This is a genomic window from Methanoculleus thermophilus (assembly GCF_001571405.1).
In the GTDB taxonomy this organism is placed as follows: Archaea; Halobacteriota; Methanomicrobia; order Methanomicrobiales; family Methanoculleaceae; genus Methanoculleus; species Methanoculleus thermophilus.
The window spans coordinates 130,660-147,096 of sequence record NZ_BCNX01000003.1; the positions used below are offsets into that span (position 1 = coordinate 130,660).

Annotated in this window: 22 protein-coding genes and 1 tRNA gene; 1 reads left to right on the top strand and 22 read right to left on the bottom strand. The window is 60.8% G+C overall.

Annotation, left to right across the window (positions count from 1 at the left end):
- Window positions 1-48 precede the first annotated feature (48 nt).
- The 18 genes from MCUTH_RS00715 to MCUTH_RS00800 are packed head-to-tail and all read right to left on the bottom strand — an operon-like array spanning window position 49 to window position 10,931.
- Window positions 49-819 (bottom strand): formylmethanofuran dehydrogenase subunit C, encoded by a 771-nt coding sequence (locus MCUTH_RS00715; RefSeq protein ID WP_066954051.1) that lies wholly within the window; start codon window positions 817-819, stop codon window positions 49-51.
- Entirely contained in the window at window positions 816-2,516 is a 1,701-nt protein-coding gene (locus tag MCUTH_RS00720; protein WP_066954054.1) for a formylmethanofuran dehydrogenase subunit A, read from the bottom strand. The genes MCUTH_RS00715 and MCUTH_RS00720 overlap by 4 nt, the downstream gene beginning before the upstream one ends.
- Entirely contained in the window at window positions 2,513-3,802 is a 1,290-nt protein-coding gene (locus MCUTH_RS00725) for a formylmethanofuran dehydrogenase subunit B (protein ID WP_066954057.1), read from the bottom strand. Before MCUTH_RS00725 ends, MCUTH_RS00720 begins: the two co-directional genes overlap by 4 nt.
- Complete coding sequence (locus MCUTH_RS00730) at window positions 3,792-4,181, bottom strand: molybdopterin dinucleotide binding domain-containing protein (RefSeq protein WP_066954060.1); 390 nt, start codon at window positions 4,179-4,181, stop codon at window positions 3,792-3,794. The genes MCUTH_RS00725 and MCUTH_RS00730 overlap by 11 nt, the downstream gene beginning before the upstream one ends.
- Entirely contained in the window at window positions 4,178-4,783 is a 606-nt protein-coding gene (locus MCUTH_RS00735) for a 4Fe-4S binding protein (RefSeq protein WP_066954062.1), read from the bottom strand. The genes MCUTH_RS00730 and MCUTH_RS00735 overlap by 4 nt, the downstream gene beginning before the upstream one ends.
- Window positions 4,784-4,787: 4 nt before the next feature.
- Window positions 4,788-5,876, bottom strand: coding sequence for a hydrogenase large subunit (locus MCUTH_RS00740; protein ID WP_066954065.1), 1,089 nt, complete (start codon window positions 5,874-5,876; stop codon window positions 4,788-4,790).
- Entirely contained in the window at window positions 5,873-6,331 is a 459-nt protein-coding gene (locus MCUTH_RS00745; protein ID WP_066954068.1) for an NADH-quinone oxidoreductase subunit B family protein, read from the bottom strand. The genes MCUTH_RS00740 and MCUTH_RS00745 overlap by 4 nt, the downstream gene beginning before the upstream one ends.
- Window positions 6,328-6,711, bottom strand: coding sequence for a DUF1959 family protein (locus MCUTH_RS00750; protein WP_066954071.1), 384 nt, complete (start codon window positions 6,709-6,711; stop codon window positions 6,328-6,330). The genes MCUTH_RS00745 and MCUTH_RS00750 overlap by 4 nt, the downstream gene beginning before the upstream one ends.
- Window positions 6,708-6,959 (bottom strand): hypothetical protein, encoded by a 252-nt coding sequence (locus tag MCUTH_RS00755; RefSeq protein WP_066954074.1) that lies wholly within the window; start codon window positions 6,957-6,959, stop codon window positions 6,708-6,710. Before MCUTH_RS00755 ends, MCUTH_RS00750 begins: the two co-directional genes overlap by 4 nt.
- The gene (locus MCUTH_RS00760; RefSeq protein ID WP_066954077.1) at window positions 6,956-7,804 is read right to left on the bottom strand and encodes a respiratory chain complex I subunit 1 family protein; all 849 of its coding nucleotides are present in this window, start codon (window positions 7,802-7,804) and stop codon (window positions 6,956-6,958) included. The genes MCUTH_RS00755 and MCUTH_RS00760 overlap by 4 nt, the downstream gene beginning before the upstream one ends.
- 1 nt (window position 7,805) lies before the next feature.
- On the bottom strand, window positions 7,806-8,009 hold the full coding sequence (locus tag MCUTH_RS00765) for a hypothetical protein (protein ID WP_066954080.1): 204 nt from the start codon (window positions 8,007-8,009) through the stop codon (window positions 7,806-7,808).
- A 6-nt stretch (window positions 8,010-8,015) separates the two neighbouring features.
- Entirely contained in the window at window positions 8,016-8,684 is a 669-nt protein-coding gene (locus tag MCUTH_RS00770) for a hypothetical protein (protein ID WP_066954083.1), read from the bottom strand.
- Window positions 8,677-9,282 (bottom strand): EhaG family protein, encoded by a 606-nt coding sequence (locus MCUTH_RS00775; protein WP_083524717.1) that lies wholly within the window; start codon window positions 9,280-9,282, stop codon window positions 8,677-8,679. Before MCUTH_RS00775 ends, MCUTH_RS00770 begins: the two co-directional genes overlap by 8 nt.
- Window positions 9,283-9,284: 2 nt before the next feature.
- Window positions 9,285-9,752 carry an EhaF family protein gene (locus tag MCUTH_RS00780; RefSeq protein WP_066954089.1) on the bottom strand — a complete coding sequence of 156 codons (468 nt, stop codon included), beginning with the start codon at window positions 9,750-9,752 and terminating at the stop codon, window positions 9,285-9,287.
- Window positions 9,749-9,988 carry a DUF2107 family protein gene (locus MCUTH_RS00785; RefSeq protein ID WP_066954092.1) on the bottom strand — a complete coding sequence of 80 codons (240 nt, stop codon included), beginning with the start codon at window positions 9,986-9,988 and terminating at the stop codon, window positions 9,749-9,751. Before MCUTH_RS00785 ends, MCUTH_RS00780 begins: the two co-directional genes overlap by 4 nt.
- A complete protein-coding gene (locus MCUTH_RS00790) occupies window positions 9,978-10,214 on the bottom strand; it encodes a DUF2108 domain-containing protein (RefSeq protein WP_066954093.1) in 237 nt (78 codons plus the stop codon). Before MCUTH_RS00790 ends, MCUTH_RS00785 begins: the two co-directional genes overlap by 11 nt.
- Window positions 10,207-10,449 carry a DUF2109 domain-containing protein gene (locus tag MCUTH_RS00795; RefSeq protein ID WP_066954096.1) on the bottom strand — a complete coding sequence of 81 codons (243 nt, stop codon included), beginning with the start codon at window positions 10,447-10,449 and terminating at the stop codon, window positions 10,207-10,209. Before MCUTH_RS00795 ends, MCUTH_RS00790 begins: the two co-directional genes overlap by 8 nt.
- Window positions 10,446-10,931 carry a hypothetical protein gene (locus MCUTH_RS00800; RefSeq protein WP_191092823.1) on the bottom strand — a complete coding sequence of 162 codons (486 nt, stop codon included), beginning with the start codon at window positions 10,929-10,931 and terminating at the stop codon, window positions 10,446-10,448. The genes MCUTH_RS00795 and MCUTH_RS00800 overlap by 4 nt, the downstream gene beginning before the upstream one ends.
- 327 nt (window positions 10,932-11,258) lie before the next feature.
- On the opposite strand from MCUTH_RS00800, the gene MCUTH_RS00805 reads away from it, so the two are divergent.
- Window positions 11,259-11,343, top strand: a tRNA-Leu gene (locus tag MCUTH_RS00805).
- Window positions 11,344-11,481: 138 nt separating this feature from the next.
- On the opposite strand, the gene MCUTH_RS00810 is transcribed toward MCUTH_RS00805, so the two are convergent.
- From MCUTH_RS00810 to MCUTH_RS00825, 4 genes are all read right to left on the bottom strand, one after another.
- Window positions 11,482-11,829 (bottom strand): HepT-like ribonuclease domain-containing protein, encoded by a 348-nt coding sequence (locus MCUTH_RS00810; protein WP_066954098.1) that lies wholly within the window; start codon window positions 11,827-11,829, stop codon window positions 11,482-11,484.
- Window positions 11,789-12,118, bottom strand: a complete 330-nt coding sequence (gene mntA / locus MCUTH_RS00815) for a type VII toxin-antitoxin system MntA family adenylyltransferase antitoxin (protein WP_066954100.1) — start codon at window positions 12,116-12,118, stop codon at window positions 11,789-11,791. Before mntA ends, MCUTH_RS00810 begins: the two co-directional genes overlap by 41 nt.
- Before the next feature lie 490 nt (window positions 12,119-12,608).
- Window positions 12,609-14,867 (bottom strand): PAS domain S-box protein, encoded by a 2,259-nt coding sequence (locus MCUTH_RS00820; RefSeq protein WP_066954102.1) that lies wholly within the window; start codon window positions 14,865-14,867, stop codon window positions 12,609-12,611.
- 761 nt (window positions 14,868-15,628) lie between these two features.
- On the bottom strand, window positions 15,629-16,096 hold the full coding sequence (locus MCUTH_RS00825) for an MnhB domain-containing protein (protein ID WP_161937558.1): 468 nt from the start codon (window positions 16,094-16,096) through the stop codon (window positions 15,629-15,631).
- Window positions 16,097-16,437 lie beyond the last annotated feature (341 nt).

The following is a 16,437-nucleotide window of genomic DNA, read 5'->3' on the forward strand; positions in this document are numbered from 1 at the left end:
ATTTCTTACAGTGAATCGGGGCCTCGAACCCACACTCATGCCTGACCATCAGTCCAGATATTTGAAGTCCTTCACAAAAAGATTTCCTTTTCCCCGGTTTGCTATATCCCCGGTAAAGTGGATAAGCGTCCGTCCTTCGTGCTGAACCACGCCGACCTTTTTAAAGGTAGGGAGCATCTCCTGTGCGGTTCCATAGACGTAACAGGACCCTTCTTTCATGTTCGCACCGGGACGGCTGCAATTTCCATGAACAATCACCGTGCCGCCGTGCATCTCCGCTCCGGCCATATCCCCGGCATCGCCGTGCACGATCACCGTGCCCCCGGCGATATGCTCTGCGAGGAAATCACCGGCACGGCCGAAGACCTCCACGGTTCCGCCGGTCATCCCCTTTCTGCCGCCGCGATACCCCGACGCGCAGTAGTCGGCGGCGTCGCCCCGGCAGATGATGGTCCCGCCCGTCATCTCCCGCCCGAGCCAGCCGTCGGCGTTGCCGTGGATCTCGATCGTTCCGCCGCTCATGAAGTTGCCGCAGTGCATCCCGATATTGCCGAGGACCGTGATCTTCCCGCCGTCCATGTACTCGCCGATCCTCTTTAAGCGGAACGTATCAGCCCCAGATATGACAACCTCGACGTCTTCCGCCCGGTCGGCATCGCCCTCCACCGAGACCGTGAAGACCTCGTTAAGTCCAAGCTCCCGGTTCCCTCGCCAGACAGAAAGATCGGTGCCTGATAGGAAGTTCTTTGGGACGATCGCCTCCGCCTCGATGGGAATGAACGACTTTGCAGCAGGTTTCATCGCAAGTGTGACCTTCATATCTCCGTCTCCGTCTCAATGCACCGGTTCCGGTTCAGGTACTCCTCCTGCACGGGGTAGTTTCGCATCCGGACGGTGTAGTAGCGATTGAAATTCTCGACGAACTCCTGGTCCTTCTCCATATCATAGGCCTCGGAGACCTTCGGTTTAACCCAGAACGTTGCGTTGCTCCCATCGACCACGCACTCGCCCCTCCGGGCGACGACCCTGCCCCGCTTAATGGTGTACTCGGTCTGGCTGAACGCCTCGATCACCTTCTGATAATCGACCGCAGGATCGACCTCATCGATCCGGATCGGATAGATGGCGACGTCGGCGTAGGCCCCCGGAGCGAGATGCCCTTTCCCGATATCCTGAATACCGAGCGCCTTCGCCTGGCCGGCCCGGGTCATCACCGCGATCTCGTACCAGTCGAGTTCCCGCTCGATCGCCGGGAGGGGCACCCGTGACTCGGTCTCCGGGTGGACCGTCGCGAACTCGGCATCGCGGTACTTCTTGCTCATCAGGAGAGCAATGATCTCCGGATATCGGACGAACGGAGCGCCGTTCGGGTTATCCGTCGTGAGCAGGCACTGCCACGGGCTCTTGGTGAGGAGCGCGAGTTCGAGGCCGATCGCCCACATGATCGAATTGACCAGGTTCTTGCGCCGGTAGACGACCGGGATGATCCCTGAGCCGGTCTCGAGCTCCACGTCGTGGTTGCTCCACTTGTCGTGGTGGAGGCGGTAGAGGTTGAACTCCATCGGCCCGTCGGCGGTCATCGTCGTCGTTCGGCCAAATAGGATCTGCCCCATGTCGATGACGATCTGCGGGCGCATGTTGACAAAGTTTGCAATGGGCTCGCTCTTCGAGCAGAAGTCCTTCCAGTCCGAACCGCCGTAGGCATGGTACTGGACGTGCGTCGCATACAGCGTCTGCCTTTTCGGATTCAGGTCTGGGACGAGCCCGAGCGAACCGAGCGTGCAGGTGTAGTTCCCCGGCGTCCCCAGGTTGTTGCAGTGGAGATGGACTGAGTGCGGGAGGTGGAGGAGTTCGTTCGCCTCGATGACCGACCGGATGATCTCCGCAGGCGTCACCTCAAAATACGGCACCGGATCACGGATGCACGTGACGTTCTTGCCCCACTGCCAGGCCTCGGTGCCGCCGGGATTCGTGAGCTTGACGGCAAACCCCTTGACCGCCCGGAGCGTCCAGGCGATGATGGCCGCGACCCGTTTTACGTCGCCGTCCCGGATCGCCTCCATGATCGCCCAATTTCCGTCGAAGAGGGTGTTTGCCATCATGTCCTGCAGCGGCGTGTAGGTAAACTCCTCGTGGGTGTGCCGGGCCTCGAGCGGCGCCATAGCGCCCTCGAGCAGGGTGGTGTAGCCCATCACGCTGTAGCGGTAACTGTTGCCGTAGGTGGTCGGGACGCTGTAGCCGGAGGTGGCGTGCATCGGTCCGTGCCGGGGCGTCCTTCCGGCCCGCATATCTTCCGGGCTCATGTAGCGCCCGAAGTTCACCTTCGTCCCGCAGACGTGGGTGTGCGAGTCAATCCCGCCTGGCAGGGTGAGCATCCCGCGGGCATCGATCACCTCCGCCGCATCGCTCACCTCCTCGACGATCCTGCCGTCGCGGATGGCGATATCCATCACTTCGGCGTTGATCCCCCGGAGCGGATCGATCACGCAGGCGTTCTTTACGAGGAGTTCGCTCATCGCGCTCTCGCCTCCTGCATCAGCGTGTACATCTTTAAGAGGACCTCCCGATCAGAGGGGTAGACGGTGGAGATGACCTTCCTCGTCCGGATGGGCACCCCGTCCATCCGGTAAGCCGTCCCTTCAGCATCGATCCCGGTCACCGCAACGGGGATCTGGACGTTGCAGAACGCGGTCGTGGCATTCGGGTAGGGATCGAGCTGGACCACCGGGATCTCCGCGAGGTGCTCGAGGCACTTCCGCGGGAAGTGGGCGGCCGGGTCGCTCCCGACGATCAGCGCCGCGTCGCACTCTTTCCGGGCCAGGATGTCCACGGCCGTCGTCTCCCCGGGGTTGTAGAAGGCGATTCCCCGGGAGAAATCGATTCCGAAGGGGTAGCCGGTCATCCAGGTGTTCACTTCGTTCGACCCGTAGACGTTGTAGTGGCCCCGCATCGCCGAGATGGTGAACTTCGTGTGCCGGTTGAGTTCCGAGACGAGTTCGATGGCGTTTCGGATGTTCTTGTACTTCCCGCGGGTCATCGTGATCCCGAGCCCGAAGTAGACTGCCCCGAACTTTGCGGACTTGCAGAGGTTCGCTACCCGGATGAGTTGCTCCCGGGTGACGCCCGCGACCGTCCGCGGGATCGTCTCGGTCTTTCCGCGGACGATCGCACGGAGCGCCGAGAGAACCGCGTAGTCCCCACCGGGCTTGATACGCACGAATTCGTCGGCGATCTCCGCGGTCTCGGTCTTCCTGACGTCGACGACGATCACCTTCCGGTCGCGGAAGGCGTTCTCAAGGAAGAAGCCCTCCGCGTAGCGCGTGTAGCGGGAGAGATGGCGGGGATGGGCATCGATAGGGTTTGCGCCCCAGTAGACCACCAGATCTGCCCGGTTCTTCACCACCCCAAGGGTGCAGCCCGGGTGCCCGACTTCCTGGATGGCGAGGATCGACGGACCGTGGCAGACCGAGGAGGTATTGTCGATGACGCCCCGGACGAGTTCGGCCATATGCACCCCCACGCACTGCGCCTCCCCATGCGTGCCGCTCCACCCATACAGGAGCGGGCGCTCTGCCGCAAGAAGCATATCGGTGGCATACCGGACGGCCTCATCGTAGGTGATATCCTTCCAGGTCTTTCCATCGCGCATGATGGGGTTTTTCAGCCTCTTTTCGCCCATGAACTTCTTTGTCCCGAGTTCGCAGGCGTTCGTGACGGCGACGACACGGTCCCCCTCCACTTCAACCTCGATGTCGTCGCAGAGACATCCGCAGAAGGGGCAGACCGCATCCTTAACGATCATAAGCGAGACCTCCCAGTTCTTCCATCAGTTCATGAACCGTCTTCGGCTCTTCATCCGTCGGTTCGATCTCCACCCGGTGCGACTTGAAATCCGGCATCCCGGTGGAGTGGGTCTCGGCAGAGATGATGTGGTTTGCATACGGTCCATACGGGACAAAGACGGTTCCTGCCTCCACGTCGGGCGACGCGACCGCCCTCATGACAACAGACCCACAGGGACCGGTCACCCGGACAGCATCCCCGTCATCGAGCCCGAGTTCCATCATATCGAACTCGTGCATGAAGCAGGTGGATGTCTCCGCCGCGTATTCGGCTGATGTCTTGTTCTCGACGGTCACGCCCTGGTTCACCGTCCGCCCGGTGTTCATGAGAAAGATCATACTTCCGCCTCCTCCTGCACTCCTTCGACCATCCGGGCGACCCGGATCGCAGAGTTCGGGCAGTGTGTCTCGCAGGTCTTACACCCCGTGCACTTCTCCTCGTGGAGGATTCTCACCCGTCCGCCCTCAATTCGCATGATAACCTCGTCGCTCGCGGACGTCCCCGTCGCTGCAAGTTGGAGATCGATCTGTCGGTTGACCGGGCAGGAGACACAGCAGTTCCCGCACCGCATGCAGAGGGTATCGTCGACCTCGAGGTGATACCACGAGGAGAACGCCGTCCCGTCACGCCGGGCGATATCGAGGATCCGCCCGCTCGCAAGGACGCCTTCAGGACACGCCTCGACGCAGAGGCCGCACCGGATGCAGTGACCGGGGTAGACCTCCGGCTCCCATTGGTCCTGCCGGCGGAGAACCGCTATGGCATCGGGTGCGGGGCAGATCATCATGCAGGAGAAACAGCCCGTGCACTCCTTCTCTGTCCGGGTCGGGTAGCCCTTGAAGTAAGACGGGGTCTCGAGCGGCGCAGTCTTTGCGAAGAAGAACTTCTTCACCCATTCAGGCCGGAGGAACTCCCGCACGTAGTAGACGATCGATCGCATCTCCTCACCTCTCGTTGCACGCGATACAGGGGTCGCTGCTGATGAACGTCGACGTCACATCGGCAATCGAGGTGGCATTGATGATCATCGAGTGGGCGCAGGCCTCGATGTTCATGATCGAGGGCGTTCTGATGGCGATGTCGAGCACCCGGCCGTATTCGTCGGTCTTGATGGTGTAGACGAGCTCGCCCCGGGGTGCTTCGCCGCTGTGCGAGGCGGAACCTGCCTTGCAGAGGCCGCCGCCCCGGATGGGACCTTTTGGGAGCTCGCGTATGCACTTCCGGATCAGGTCGATGCTCTGGACGATCTCCTGGAACCTGACCATGACCCGGGCGAAGTTGTCGCCCTCGGTCCGGGTTATCTGCGTAAACCCGAGTTCCCGGTAGGTCGGGTGCCGGAGGCGCAGGTCGCAGTCCTCGACGCCGCTCGCCCGGGCCGTGGGGCCGACGGTGTGGGCCCGGATGGCCTCCTCGCGGCTCATGAACCCTATTCCTTTGCTCCGGAGCGCGATCAGCGGCCCGGTCTCGAAGATCCTGGTATACCGCTTCACCTCGTCCTCCACCTTCGCGAGGTCGGCAAGCATCCGCTCGGCGTCCTCCGGCAGGAGGTCGAACCGGACCCCGCCCGGGATCATGTAGGCGGTGTTGATCCGCGAGCCCGTCAGCCGTTCCAGGTTGTCAAGCACCGTCTCCCGGGTATTCAAGAGGTACATCGCGAGCGTCTCGTGCTCGATCGTGTAGCAGTAGGAGAAGTTCGCGAGGATGTGGCTTGCCATCCGGTCGAGCTCGTTTGCGATGACCCGGAGGTAAGCCGCCCGCGGCGGAACCGTGATCTCGCTGATCTTCTCCATCGTCTCGATGAAGACCATGTTATGGATGACCGAGCAGATCCCGCAGACGCGCTCCGCAAGGAACATCACCTCCTGCCAGGGCCGCCCCCTCATGATCCGCTCGATCCCTTTCTTCATGTATCCGAGTTCGACCTCGGCCCTGAGCACCCGTTCGCCCGCCGTCTCGCACTTGATGCGGGCGGGCTCTTTCCAGCACGGATGCATCGGGCCGAGGGGTATGGATACGTCGACGGTCTTCTTCATCGCTGCTTCTCCTCGTAGTCTTTGAATATCAGCGGCGCAACCGAGAGTATGGCGGAGAGGATCTCTGTCGGGCGGGGCGGGCAGCCCGGCACCGATGCCGCAATTGGTATATAGTTCTCGACGGGTGGTGAAGTTAAGCTACCCTTTCGGGCATAGACACACCCGGAGATCGGACAATTCCCGATGGCAACAGCCACTTTCGGCTCCGGGATCTTATCCCAGATATCACGAAGTTTGTCTACCCATTGCGGGGTTACAGAGCCGATAACCAGGAGAACATCGGCCTCTCTCGGGTTGTTGTGGACGTAGATACCGTATTGTTCGATATCGTAGCGGGGTGCAAGGCAGGCGAGCACCTCGATGTCGCAGCCGTTGCACGACCCGACGTCGACGTAACTGACGTGGATCGACCTCGAGCGGACGACATTCTTGATCTCCTGGAGAATATTCCTCATGAGAGGATCGCCTCCCGGATCCGTTCTCGGCCTCTTGCGACGGCCTCATCGAAGGATCCGTTCTCTATCATCGCTTGTGTATCGTTGTAAATTTCCTGCATTCTCTCTGTATCCACAAGGGGTATGAATCGGGTGAAGAGTTCGCACCCGAGTTCTTTTGCGACCGCATCGCCCTTGTCCGCGTACTCAAGTCCCATCTCCCACCGGGACTCGAGGTTCTCGAGCAGGGCCATATCGAAGTTCTGGATCAGCACCCTCCGGAGTTTCGCGTCCTTCACCCCGAGACGCTCTGCAATCGCCCGGACGGTCTCGTCATGCCGCGTGCTCGTGAGGATGGTGTACTTCATCTGACGGAGGTCTTTTTCGTAGAGGAACTTCATGCGAGCACCCCGAAACTATGCGCTATCGCGTAGGCGAGGAATCCGAGCACCATCACCCAGAGCAGCCCCATCTCGTAGCGTTTCAGAGCGAGTTCGTCGTGAACCAGGGTAAGCGCCGTGGCGATGACGAGCAGGACCACACCCGCGAGTGTCTGGTCGGCCACGCTCCAGTTCTGGGCGGCCTGGGCGAGGAAGACCGCCACGTAGAAGGCCGCTCCTGCCGTGAGGAGAAGGCGTATCCTACTCATCCCATGATCACCCCGAGGACTATGATGTAGATGACGAGCGCGCCCGTCACGAGACTCTGTATGGTAACCGTGTCGTAGGGCGAGAGCATCGGAGAGACCGCACAGACGAACGAGAGCGAGACGAGGATTAGGAGCATCAGGAGTAACGTGAGACCCAGCGGCAGAGCTCCGACGAAGAGGAGGACGAACGCGTAGAGGAGCACGTAGGTCTTGAGAGCGAACCCCACCTCAAGCCCGGCGCGCCAGACTCCGAAGTGCTCGGTCATGTTTCCGCTCACGATCTCTTTTGCCTCGATGATCGAGAACGGGCCGTAATGCATCTTAGAGAGGATCACGAGATACAGCGCCACGGCCGCCGGGAACGCCGCGGTGAAGAGGAGCGGGCCGTGGACCTGCTGGTAGGCCGCGATCTCCGCGATCGAGAGCGAGCCGGTAAAGAGGTAGATCACGGCGACGGTGGCGAGGAGCGGCAGCTCCGAGGCTGCCGATATGACCGACCGGATGGCCCCGAACTTCGCGTAGGGCGAGCCCGAGGAGAGGCCGGTCCCGTGCTCCACGATCTTGTGGAGGAGATAGACCGCAAAGAGGAGGAGGAGGCTTCCCCCGGAGAGGAGGACAAAGAGGGCTGCGCTCCAGATGCCGATAGCCACAAAGACTACCGCGACAAAGAGGGTCTGGCTTGCCGTCTTCGGTACCCAGGTCTCTTTGAAGGAGAACTTCAGGGTATGCAGGATCTCCTGCCAGATCGGCGGCCCCGGCCGTCCCTGGACTCTTGCGATGATCTTCCGGTGGATGCCGTGGAAGAGCAGGCCGACGAAGGTTGCAAAGAGCAGGTATTCGATCATGTCAGTATCCTATGAACGGGATATCCCCATCCTTGGTTTTCGCGTTCCACCACAGTGCTATGAAGACGACGAAGGCGGGGAAGGCGATGACCGCGAGAATCTGCGCGGCCCAGACCGGGAGGTAGCCGGCGGCCGCGAGGGGCTCGCCTGCTATCCCGATACCCGCCGCCGCAAGACCGGTGATCAGTGCTGTCTGTTTCTTCATGGCTTATCACATCGATATGACGATCTCCGCCACCCGCAGGAAGAGGAGGAGCGAACTGACGTGGACCATCAGGATGAACGGCGCTCCCTGTGCCCTCGTGATCTCCGCCTTTGCCACATAGAACGGTGCCATGCCCTCTCCCATGACGCCGAGGACCAGGAACGCCTTCGCGACGAGGGGGACCGTCACCGCGTCGGTGAAGAGTTCCCACATGCTCAGCGTGCCGGTGCTCGCGGCGATGATCGCCGCGCCGCCAAAGAGCGGTACAGTGGCGAGCATCGCGACGATTCCGTACTGAAACGCGGCGTTTAAGACATGCCGGTTCCGGTAGGCCGCGACGATGCCGATGTTCGTGATCCCGACAAGCGACGCAAAGAGGGTGAAGTTGAAGACGTCCCCGGTCGCCATTGCCCCGAGCGTGGCCAGACCACAGGCGATCGCCATGAATCGCTGGAACCGCATGAGACCGGGGTCGACCTCCTTTGCGTAGTAGGCGTCCCCGCCGAAGGCTATGTCCATCTGTCTTTCGGGCCTGCTCACGATGACGAGCAGCGTGAAGAGGAGGGCGAAGGCGAAGAGCGCCGCGGTGTAGGGGCTGAAGTAGGCGACGATGTCGCCGAACTCCAGCACGAAGAGTTCCGGCCCGCCGATGTTCGGGGTGGGGAGGTTAAACATCCGGACCACCTCTCCGCATCGTTCCCACGAGGGACATCTTTGCCATCACCTTGATGAGGATCGCACCGCCCGCCATCATCACCCCAAAGAACCAGTACGCGGGGAGGAACATGAAGACGAAGAACGCCCCGATCCAGATCGCCCACGCATAGCCGCTCACGGTCTCGATCAACTCGAACTGCTCGGCATGCCCCTTGCACATGAAGTAGAAGACCGCCCCCACCGCAGCGACCGCCCCGCCGGTGAAGCCCGAGAGGATGATGCCGTAGGCGACCAGGATCAGCGCGAGGATGCCCGGAGCGCTGTCCATGACCTCGATCCGGAACGCCGGTCCCTTCGGAGCCTGGAGCCCTTCTCTCGTGATGTAGACCTCGGAGACCGCCATCAGTTCGGATATCCCGACGACGAGCCCCGGGAGGATGAGCGCCTCGGCAAGGTCGGTGGCGATGAGCGCGATCACGACGAGCCCGAGGACCTCCGCGAGGTCGGTGAGGAGGACCCGGTGCAGGTCGTCTTTCTCCCGGACGATGGCTGTAAACCCGATGATGAGCCCGATCACGGCGACGGCGAGCCCGAACGAGTAGGTGGCGGCGTCCATCATCAGGACTCCTCCCTCCGGAAGAGGAAACTCGCGATCGCAAACGCTACAAAGAGGATGCTCGTCTCGACGACCGTATCGAACCCCCGGGTGTTGTAGAGGATCTCATCGATGATGCCGCCGGGGTGGGCGACGATCGTCGTCCCCATATGGAGGGTGGTATCGGCGAGCCACTGGCTGAACGGGGTGAGGTAGGCCGTCACGTAGCCTGCGTAGGGGGAGTTCTCCGGGTACTGCGACTTCACGGGAGTTGTTCCGAACGGCACGCCGCCCCGGTCGTAGGGGTCGAGAGGACTTTCCGGGTTGAGGGTCTTCGGGTAGAGCTGGTCCTCGTTGTAGGTGATGGACGGCAGGGTGATGAGGCCGAAGACGAGCACGATCACGAAGAGGAGCGCATACAGCCCGGTGAGGTTCTCAAGCCTTGAGAGCGCCGCCGATATCCGGGTAATGATCGATCGGTTCGGCGTCATCGTGCGGCCTCCTTGCGTTCGATGACCCGCATGAGAACGAAGGTCGAGATTGCCGTCACGGCGATGAAGGTCATGATAGCGAGCATCTCGTCGTAGGCGAGCATGATCAGGAGAAGCCCGAATGCGGGGATCTCAAGATTGATCAGCCTCGTAAGGTAGGTCTTCTCGCGCGGGAACCCGGCGGCGATCACCCCGATGATGAGGATGATGCACCCGAGGATGAACTCAGGCGTCACGAATATCCCTCCTCATGAGCGGCAGGATGATGATGGTCGAGATGGGGATGATCAGGCTGACGACGATCGCGACGTCCAGGTAACCGCGGTCGACGACGAACGGGATGACGCCGCCGTAGATGATCCCGATTGAGATCAACTTTTTGAAGGGGTCCTGCTGGAGGTAGGTCCCAAGGGCGCCGATGAGCGCCACGGACGCGAAGAGGATGATGATGATCTCATCCACGCCGCTCACCCCCTGCGTACGTGCTTGCGATGGCGTTCGACTCGAGCGTCGACCCGACGAAGTAGGCCGCGGCCGCGACGAGGGCGAGCGGGTGGTCGATCAGCAGGACGAGCGTACCCGCGACGGCGAAGTTCATGACGTTCACGTAGAGAAACTTCCTGCCGGTGTTTTTCTCAAGCGTTGCCCGGATGACGGCAAAGAGCGCAATCGCGGCCACGACGTAGAGCGCTATCATTGCCGGACCCTCCAGAGCCGCGTAAGGAGTCTGCTCGCGTGGACGTGCGAGAGCCCCTGGATGGTGAGGATGGCGATGACCATCCCGGCGATGAAGTCCGTTGCGGCAAATCCGATCTGAGTGAAGCCATAGACGACTAACGTGGCGAGTACCGCCCCGGTGGTCCCGGCGTAACCGGGGTCATGGCAGATGCGGTTGCCGATATACACCATCAGGGCTGCGGCGAGCCCTCCGGGGATGCCGGCGACGTAGACGCCGCAGGCGGCGAGGAGGGTCCCTGCCGAGGCGTCGGGAGAGCAGACGATATTCCCCATCATGGTGCCGCCGGGAAGAGCGCCGCCGCCGGCCTCGATATCGCGCGCAATGGCCGACGCTCCGCTGACACCCCCCGCTTCTGGTAATTTGAAGAGAATATCGATAGTTACGAAGAGTATCCAGCTGATAGCGGCTGCAGCCAGGATGTGGAGGATCTCACCCAGCATTATCACTCAACTACTGGAAAATACGGTCAATCTATTCAATAAAGGTTTTGTTGTTACCATTTCGGGCATGGTTTGGCCGGAATGCACCGGTGGAGCGCCCCAGGGGCGATACCCCCGGGTTACTTTTGTATATCATATAAGATATTCCAAAAACAATATAATTTTCCACGCGCGCATTCTTGGCCGTTGCGCTCCGTTGATGCCGGATATCCAGGTGCCGGGGGTTCATGAGCGGCGGGCGCCGGGATGCCCGGGTTGCGGGGAGCCGGCGACCGCCCGGGCCGCCGGGGAACAAGTATAATGCTCCAGGCGGCGACATATATGCGAGCGGGGGTTGCCGAGCCAGGTCAAAGGCGCTGGATTTAGGGTCCAGTCTCGCAGGAGTTCAAGGGTTCGAATCCCTTCCCCCGCATTCTTTCTGCACACCTCCGGTGGAGCGTGTCCCTGGTAAGGACAGGGTCGGTCATGCGTCGACCACTTCCACGATCGCGATCTCGCCCTCCGTGAGCCCGTAGACCATGCGGCCGTGGCGGGGTGAGATACAGCGCAACTAACGTCTGGTCTCGTTGAGAATCGACAGGATTTCCTGCTTGAGAATCGGAAGATCATCGCGCAGGGTCAGGAACACCGCTTCGTAGTCCACGCCGAAGTAATGGTGGACGATCTTATCCCGCATCCCCGCAGCCTCTCTCCAGGGGATCTCCGGGTGCTCGGCACATAATTCCGGCGATACCATCTTTGCCGCCTCACCAATGATGGTCAGCATGCGCTCGATCCCGGCGCGTTCCAGCCTGTGGTTCCGGAGATCCTCCGCCGATCCGATGCCCCCGGAGAACTCTTCGATGCTTATTATGGCATCAAGGATATGATGGAGATATGCGAGGTCCTCCGGCGTCATAGATCACCACAGCATCACGGTAGATTGCATCGGCAAGGTACGGGCTCACGGCGTTCTCGGTGACGAGATCCACCTTCATGCCAAGAGCCCGGGCGAGTTCGTCCTCGATCCGGACAAGCGAAAAGAGGCTTTTTTTGCGGGCGAATCTGACCAGGATATCGATATCGCTCGCCGGATTGGCGGATCCCCGCGCATAGGAGCCGAAGACCGCGATCCACTCGGCATCGTGTCTGGTGAGTATTGAGATGATAGTCTCGCGTGCCGCCCTGGTTAATGTGTGTCCTGTCATTGCGCCCGACCGTATCTACCGGGGTAGTATGACGCCCATCCGTATCAGTCTTTTGAGGGGCAACGCGGCTCCGGGGAGAGGAGGTGGCTGAACTCTCCTGAAGATGGGGGCAAAGGCTGGAAAGCAACGGTGACCCCGGCCTCTATGACGCGATGAAGCGGACGGCGCCGGAGGCGATCGGTCGCAGTACGCAATCGCTGAGGGGGCCGGTTGTGAATACCGGGTATCTGCAAACGGTTTTGTGTATATCAAAACCGATCCGATATACACAAAGTTCGTTGTGTATACCAGAGTATACACAAACCGTACCCCAGGGGTTATGGGTCACCCATGACCCACAACGGAATTTGTGGGTCACAAAACGCACTATATGACCCACAAAAAAACGTTGTGCGACACAAAATGGGGTTTCATGTCGCACAAAATCTCTTGTGCGACACCGGCGACGCACAACGACCGGACCTAGGAGTCCCCGGGGAAGATATCCCACTCACGCCAGGTCGTACCGCCGCAGGAACTCCCGGACCTGCCGCGACTCGATCCAGCCCCGGTCGAGCTCCGCGATGTAGCCGTTGATCCGGGCTACCTGCTCCCGGATCTTCCCCGTGGCCATCTCTTCATCGAGGAGTTCGCTCATCCCCAGGATCACCTGGAGCGGCTGGCGGATGTGGTCGCCGAGGATCGCGAACTGCTCGATGTTCCGCTCGATCTGCTCGAACGCATGCTGCCGGAGCTGCTCGTTCTGTTTCCGCTCGGTGACGTCCCTGCCGACGACGTGCACCCCGATCACCGACCGGTCGCGGACGATCGGCGACTCGTTCAGTTCGAGAAAGGCCACCGACCCGTCTTTGCGGTAGAACTCGACCTCGAGCCCCTCAACAGGCTCGCCCCGGGCAATCTTCTTCCGCCCCTCCTCCCAGGCGGAGAGCGACGCAGGGACGATGAAGTCCCGGCACTTCCTGCCGAGGACCTCATCGGGCGTGTAACCAAGGATACGGGTCACCGCCGGGGAGATGTAGGCGATCCCGCCCTCTTTGTAGCAGGTGTAGATCATATCGAAACTCTGCTGCATGATCTCCCGGAACTGCGACTCGCTCTTCTCAAGAGAGTCCCATGCCTGGAACCGCTCAATCGTGCCGCCGAGCCGCCCGGCGACGATATCGAGCAGCGCCCGCTCTTCGGCGAGGAACGGCCCTTCGTCCCTCTCCGGCCTCTCGTGGAGGTAGCAGACCTCCACCATCCCGACCGTCTCCCCGAGGACGACGATAGGGGATGCCTGCCGCCAGGGCGTCTCCTCAAAGTGTTCCGTCGCGAACCGGCGCCCCTGCACCGTGATCCGCGCGACGGCATTCTCCGGGAACTCCCAGCCGGAGGGGAGGACCCGGACGACCTCACGGAAGATCTCATCGAGCGAAGACTTCGAATGCCGCTCGATGATCCGGGATACCTCGTACAGGACCGAGAGTTCCTTCACCCGCTCGTTTAAGTCGTGTGTCCGCTTCCGCAGGGCGTCCTCCCCCCGCTTCTTCCCGGTGACGTCCCGCGCAACCGCCGCAACCCGGACGACGTTGCCCCGCTCGTCGGCGGCCGGGTAGAGGATGACATCGTAAAACCGCCCTTCCCACGCATCCTCGAACCGTGCGGGCCGGCCCGACGCGACGACCTCCCCAAGACGCGCCACGTACACTGCCGCCTCATCCGGCGGGAAGAACTCGAATAGGCTCCGGCCGATGAGATCCTCCCGGCTCCGTGCAAACCGCCGTGTCGCCGTCTCGTTGACCTCGATGAGCCGGCCAGTCCTATCGAGGAGAATGATCATCTCGCTCGGGGCGTTCAGGAGCGCCCGGGCCGTCGCCTCGCTCTCCCGGAGTTCGTCCTCGGCACGCTTCCGGTCGGTGACGTCGTAGAGCTGCTCGACGATGAACGCCACCTCGCCGTTCTCATCCAGGATCGGGCTTGAGCGGCACTCCAGGTACCGCCCGAATTCGGGCACGAACTTCTCCACGACCTCCCGCTTTCTGCTCACGACGGCATGGGCCGTCGCACAGACCGTGCAGGGCGCCGTCCTCCCGATGAGTTCGTAGCACTTCCGTCCCCTGACCTCCTCCGGTCTCATCCCGATCAGTTCGTAGCCGGTACGGTTATAGCGCAGGATCGTGTGGTCCGGCAGCTGGACGGCGACGATATCCCCGAGGCTCTCAAACAACCCCTCAAGCAGCCTGTTCATCTCTTCCACTCTGCGCCGTGTTCGCTCCTCCTCGGTGACGTCAAGCCAGGTGACGACGGCCCCGGATATCGTCCCTCCGGTCACGATGGGCGTGGCGGATACGGAGATGTAAATCTCCTCTGCTTGGCCGTCGTGAAGGATAAACCGAACATCAATCAGTTGTTCCCCTCCGATCGCCCGCCGGCCGGGAAGATCTTCCGGTCGAACAGGGTTTCCGTCGGGGTAGTAGAGCGCTGTGCCCCCCTCTCCTCTTCCTAGGAGTGCCCGGGCCACCCGGTCACCTTCACCGGAGCTCACCACGATTGCTTTTCCGGCAGCATCGTAGACTATCCCCCGCCTTCCTATGGCGGCGAGGAGTGCGTTATGCTCGCGTTCTGCCCGGGCGGCAAGATCGCGGTTCTCGGCGAGCAGAGCCTCGATGCCTGCTTTTAGCCTCTCTTGCAGTTGACTGTTGGGCGTGGGAAGAGCATCTTGAATCAACTGCTGGAGTCTATCCAATGGCTCGTTGCGCAAGTTATCCATGTAACATCTCCCTTTCTGGCATTGCTCGGTCTTCTGCATCTCTTTGCTCGCTCTTGCGCTCACGCAATTGGTGTGGTGAGATTGGTCCGTACGGGCCCGGGGTGGATCGGGCGTCCGCTCCTCCGGTCAGCTTGCCGGGCAACCGGTGAACCATGGGCCGCTCTGAAGGCATAGTGAGATGGTGACCATCATCTGCAGGAACAGGTGAAATCAGTATCAATATATTTTTGATAGAATAAATTTAATTGAGCCAGAACTTATTGCTTTGACGCCGAACCTGGTTGCCGGATCTTTTCAGCTTCGAGTACCCACAAGCCCGACGATGACCGCGGATCTGACTGCAATAGATTACCGTGCGGGTATGCGCATGATATACGGCTGGAGATTTGCATCGGGCGCATGAATGGGCCCTCATAAAAACTCTTCTCTTCCGCATCCTTCGGGATTACCGCAGGCAGCAAAGCGGCTCTCTGTCATCGTCATGTGGGCAGGGAGGCTGGAGATCGTGCCCGTCATCGCCCTGGTGGCCCGGGCGTCTCAATGGCTGTCCTGGGTCACTAACGCCGCTCTCCGGGATGGCGCTGAAAGAATCTCGAAAGAGCGATTGGCGGCATTTACGGGGATGACGATGCGAACTCAAGAATATTGAGAGAAAATAATTCTCTTTGTCCTTCTGCGGCTGCAGGAAGCAGAGGGAGGCGCACAAAAAGGCACTATTATGGGCGATCGAGGAGATCGCCGGGGCGGGGCAGAGATGAGCCTTATGTCCGGTGCCCGAGTCTGGAGGCCACATAGAGCGCAATCAGAGAGATTGCCCCGATCACCTCAACACCTATCACGAACGCCATGAGCGGGACCTCGCCGGCTATCCGGAGAACTCCCGCTATCGGTCCGAGCTCGATAGGGGCCTCCCCGGAAGCCGGGGTCGGTTCGGCGAGCCAGTCGTAGAAGAGCGCCATCCCGACTACGAGCATGATGGTTGCCATGAAGATGAAGATGAGCAGCCCCAGGATCTCGGTCTTCCGCAACGTCTTCCCCGCAACTCGCACCGAGGGTACCGCAGTACCTGAAGCGAAGGTCAGCAGGGCAATCCCTACGACGATGGCTGTACATCCGAGGAATGCCCCGGCAGGTGTCGGATTGCCGTACATTGCATAAGATCCAAGAACTAGAGCAACGATGATTCCAATGGCTGCAAAAGCAAGCCTGTTCTCATGCACATCTCTCACTCCATCTCTCCTATCCGGGATTCGCGACCAAGAAGCCGCACTCGACCACCCCATACTTCGGTGCTGAAGGCCCAGCAGACGCTGGATCTGGAGCCCTATCGATGGTTATCCCGACAGGGCAGCCTGGTAGTGCACCTCGAACGTTTGTAGCCAGCTGGCGGGGGGTCACGGAATCACCCGGTACATGCGCTCATCTCTTTTTGCCGATGTAGAATCGCTGGCATACCTATGCCGGATCATATTCTACATGATTGAACATGATAGTACTCTACAGCAAGGATATATTTAAGCGTATGCACCCGCCGTCCGCTGCACCCGGCATACCGGGTTTCGAGCAAGCG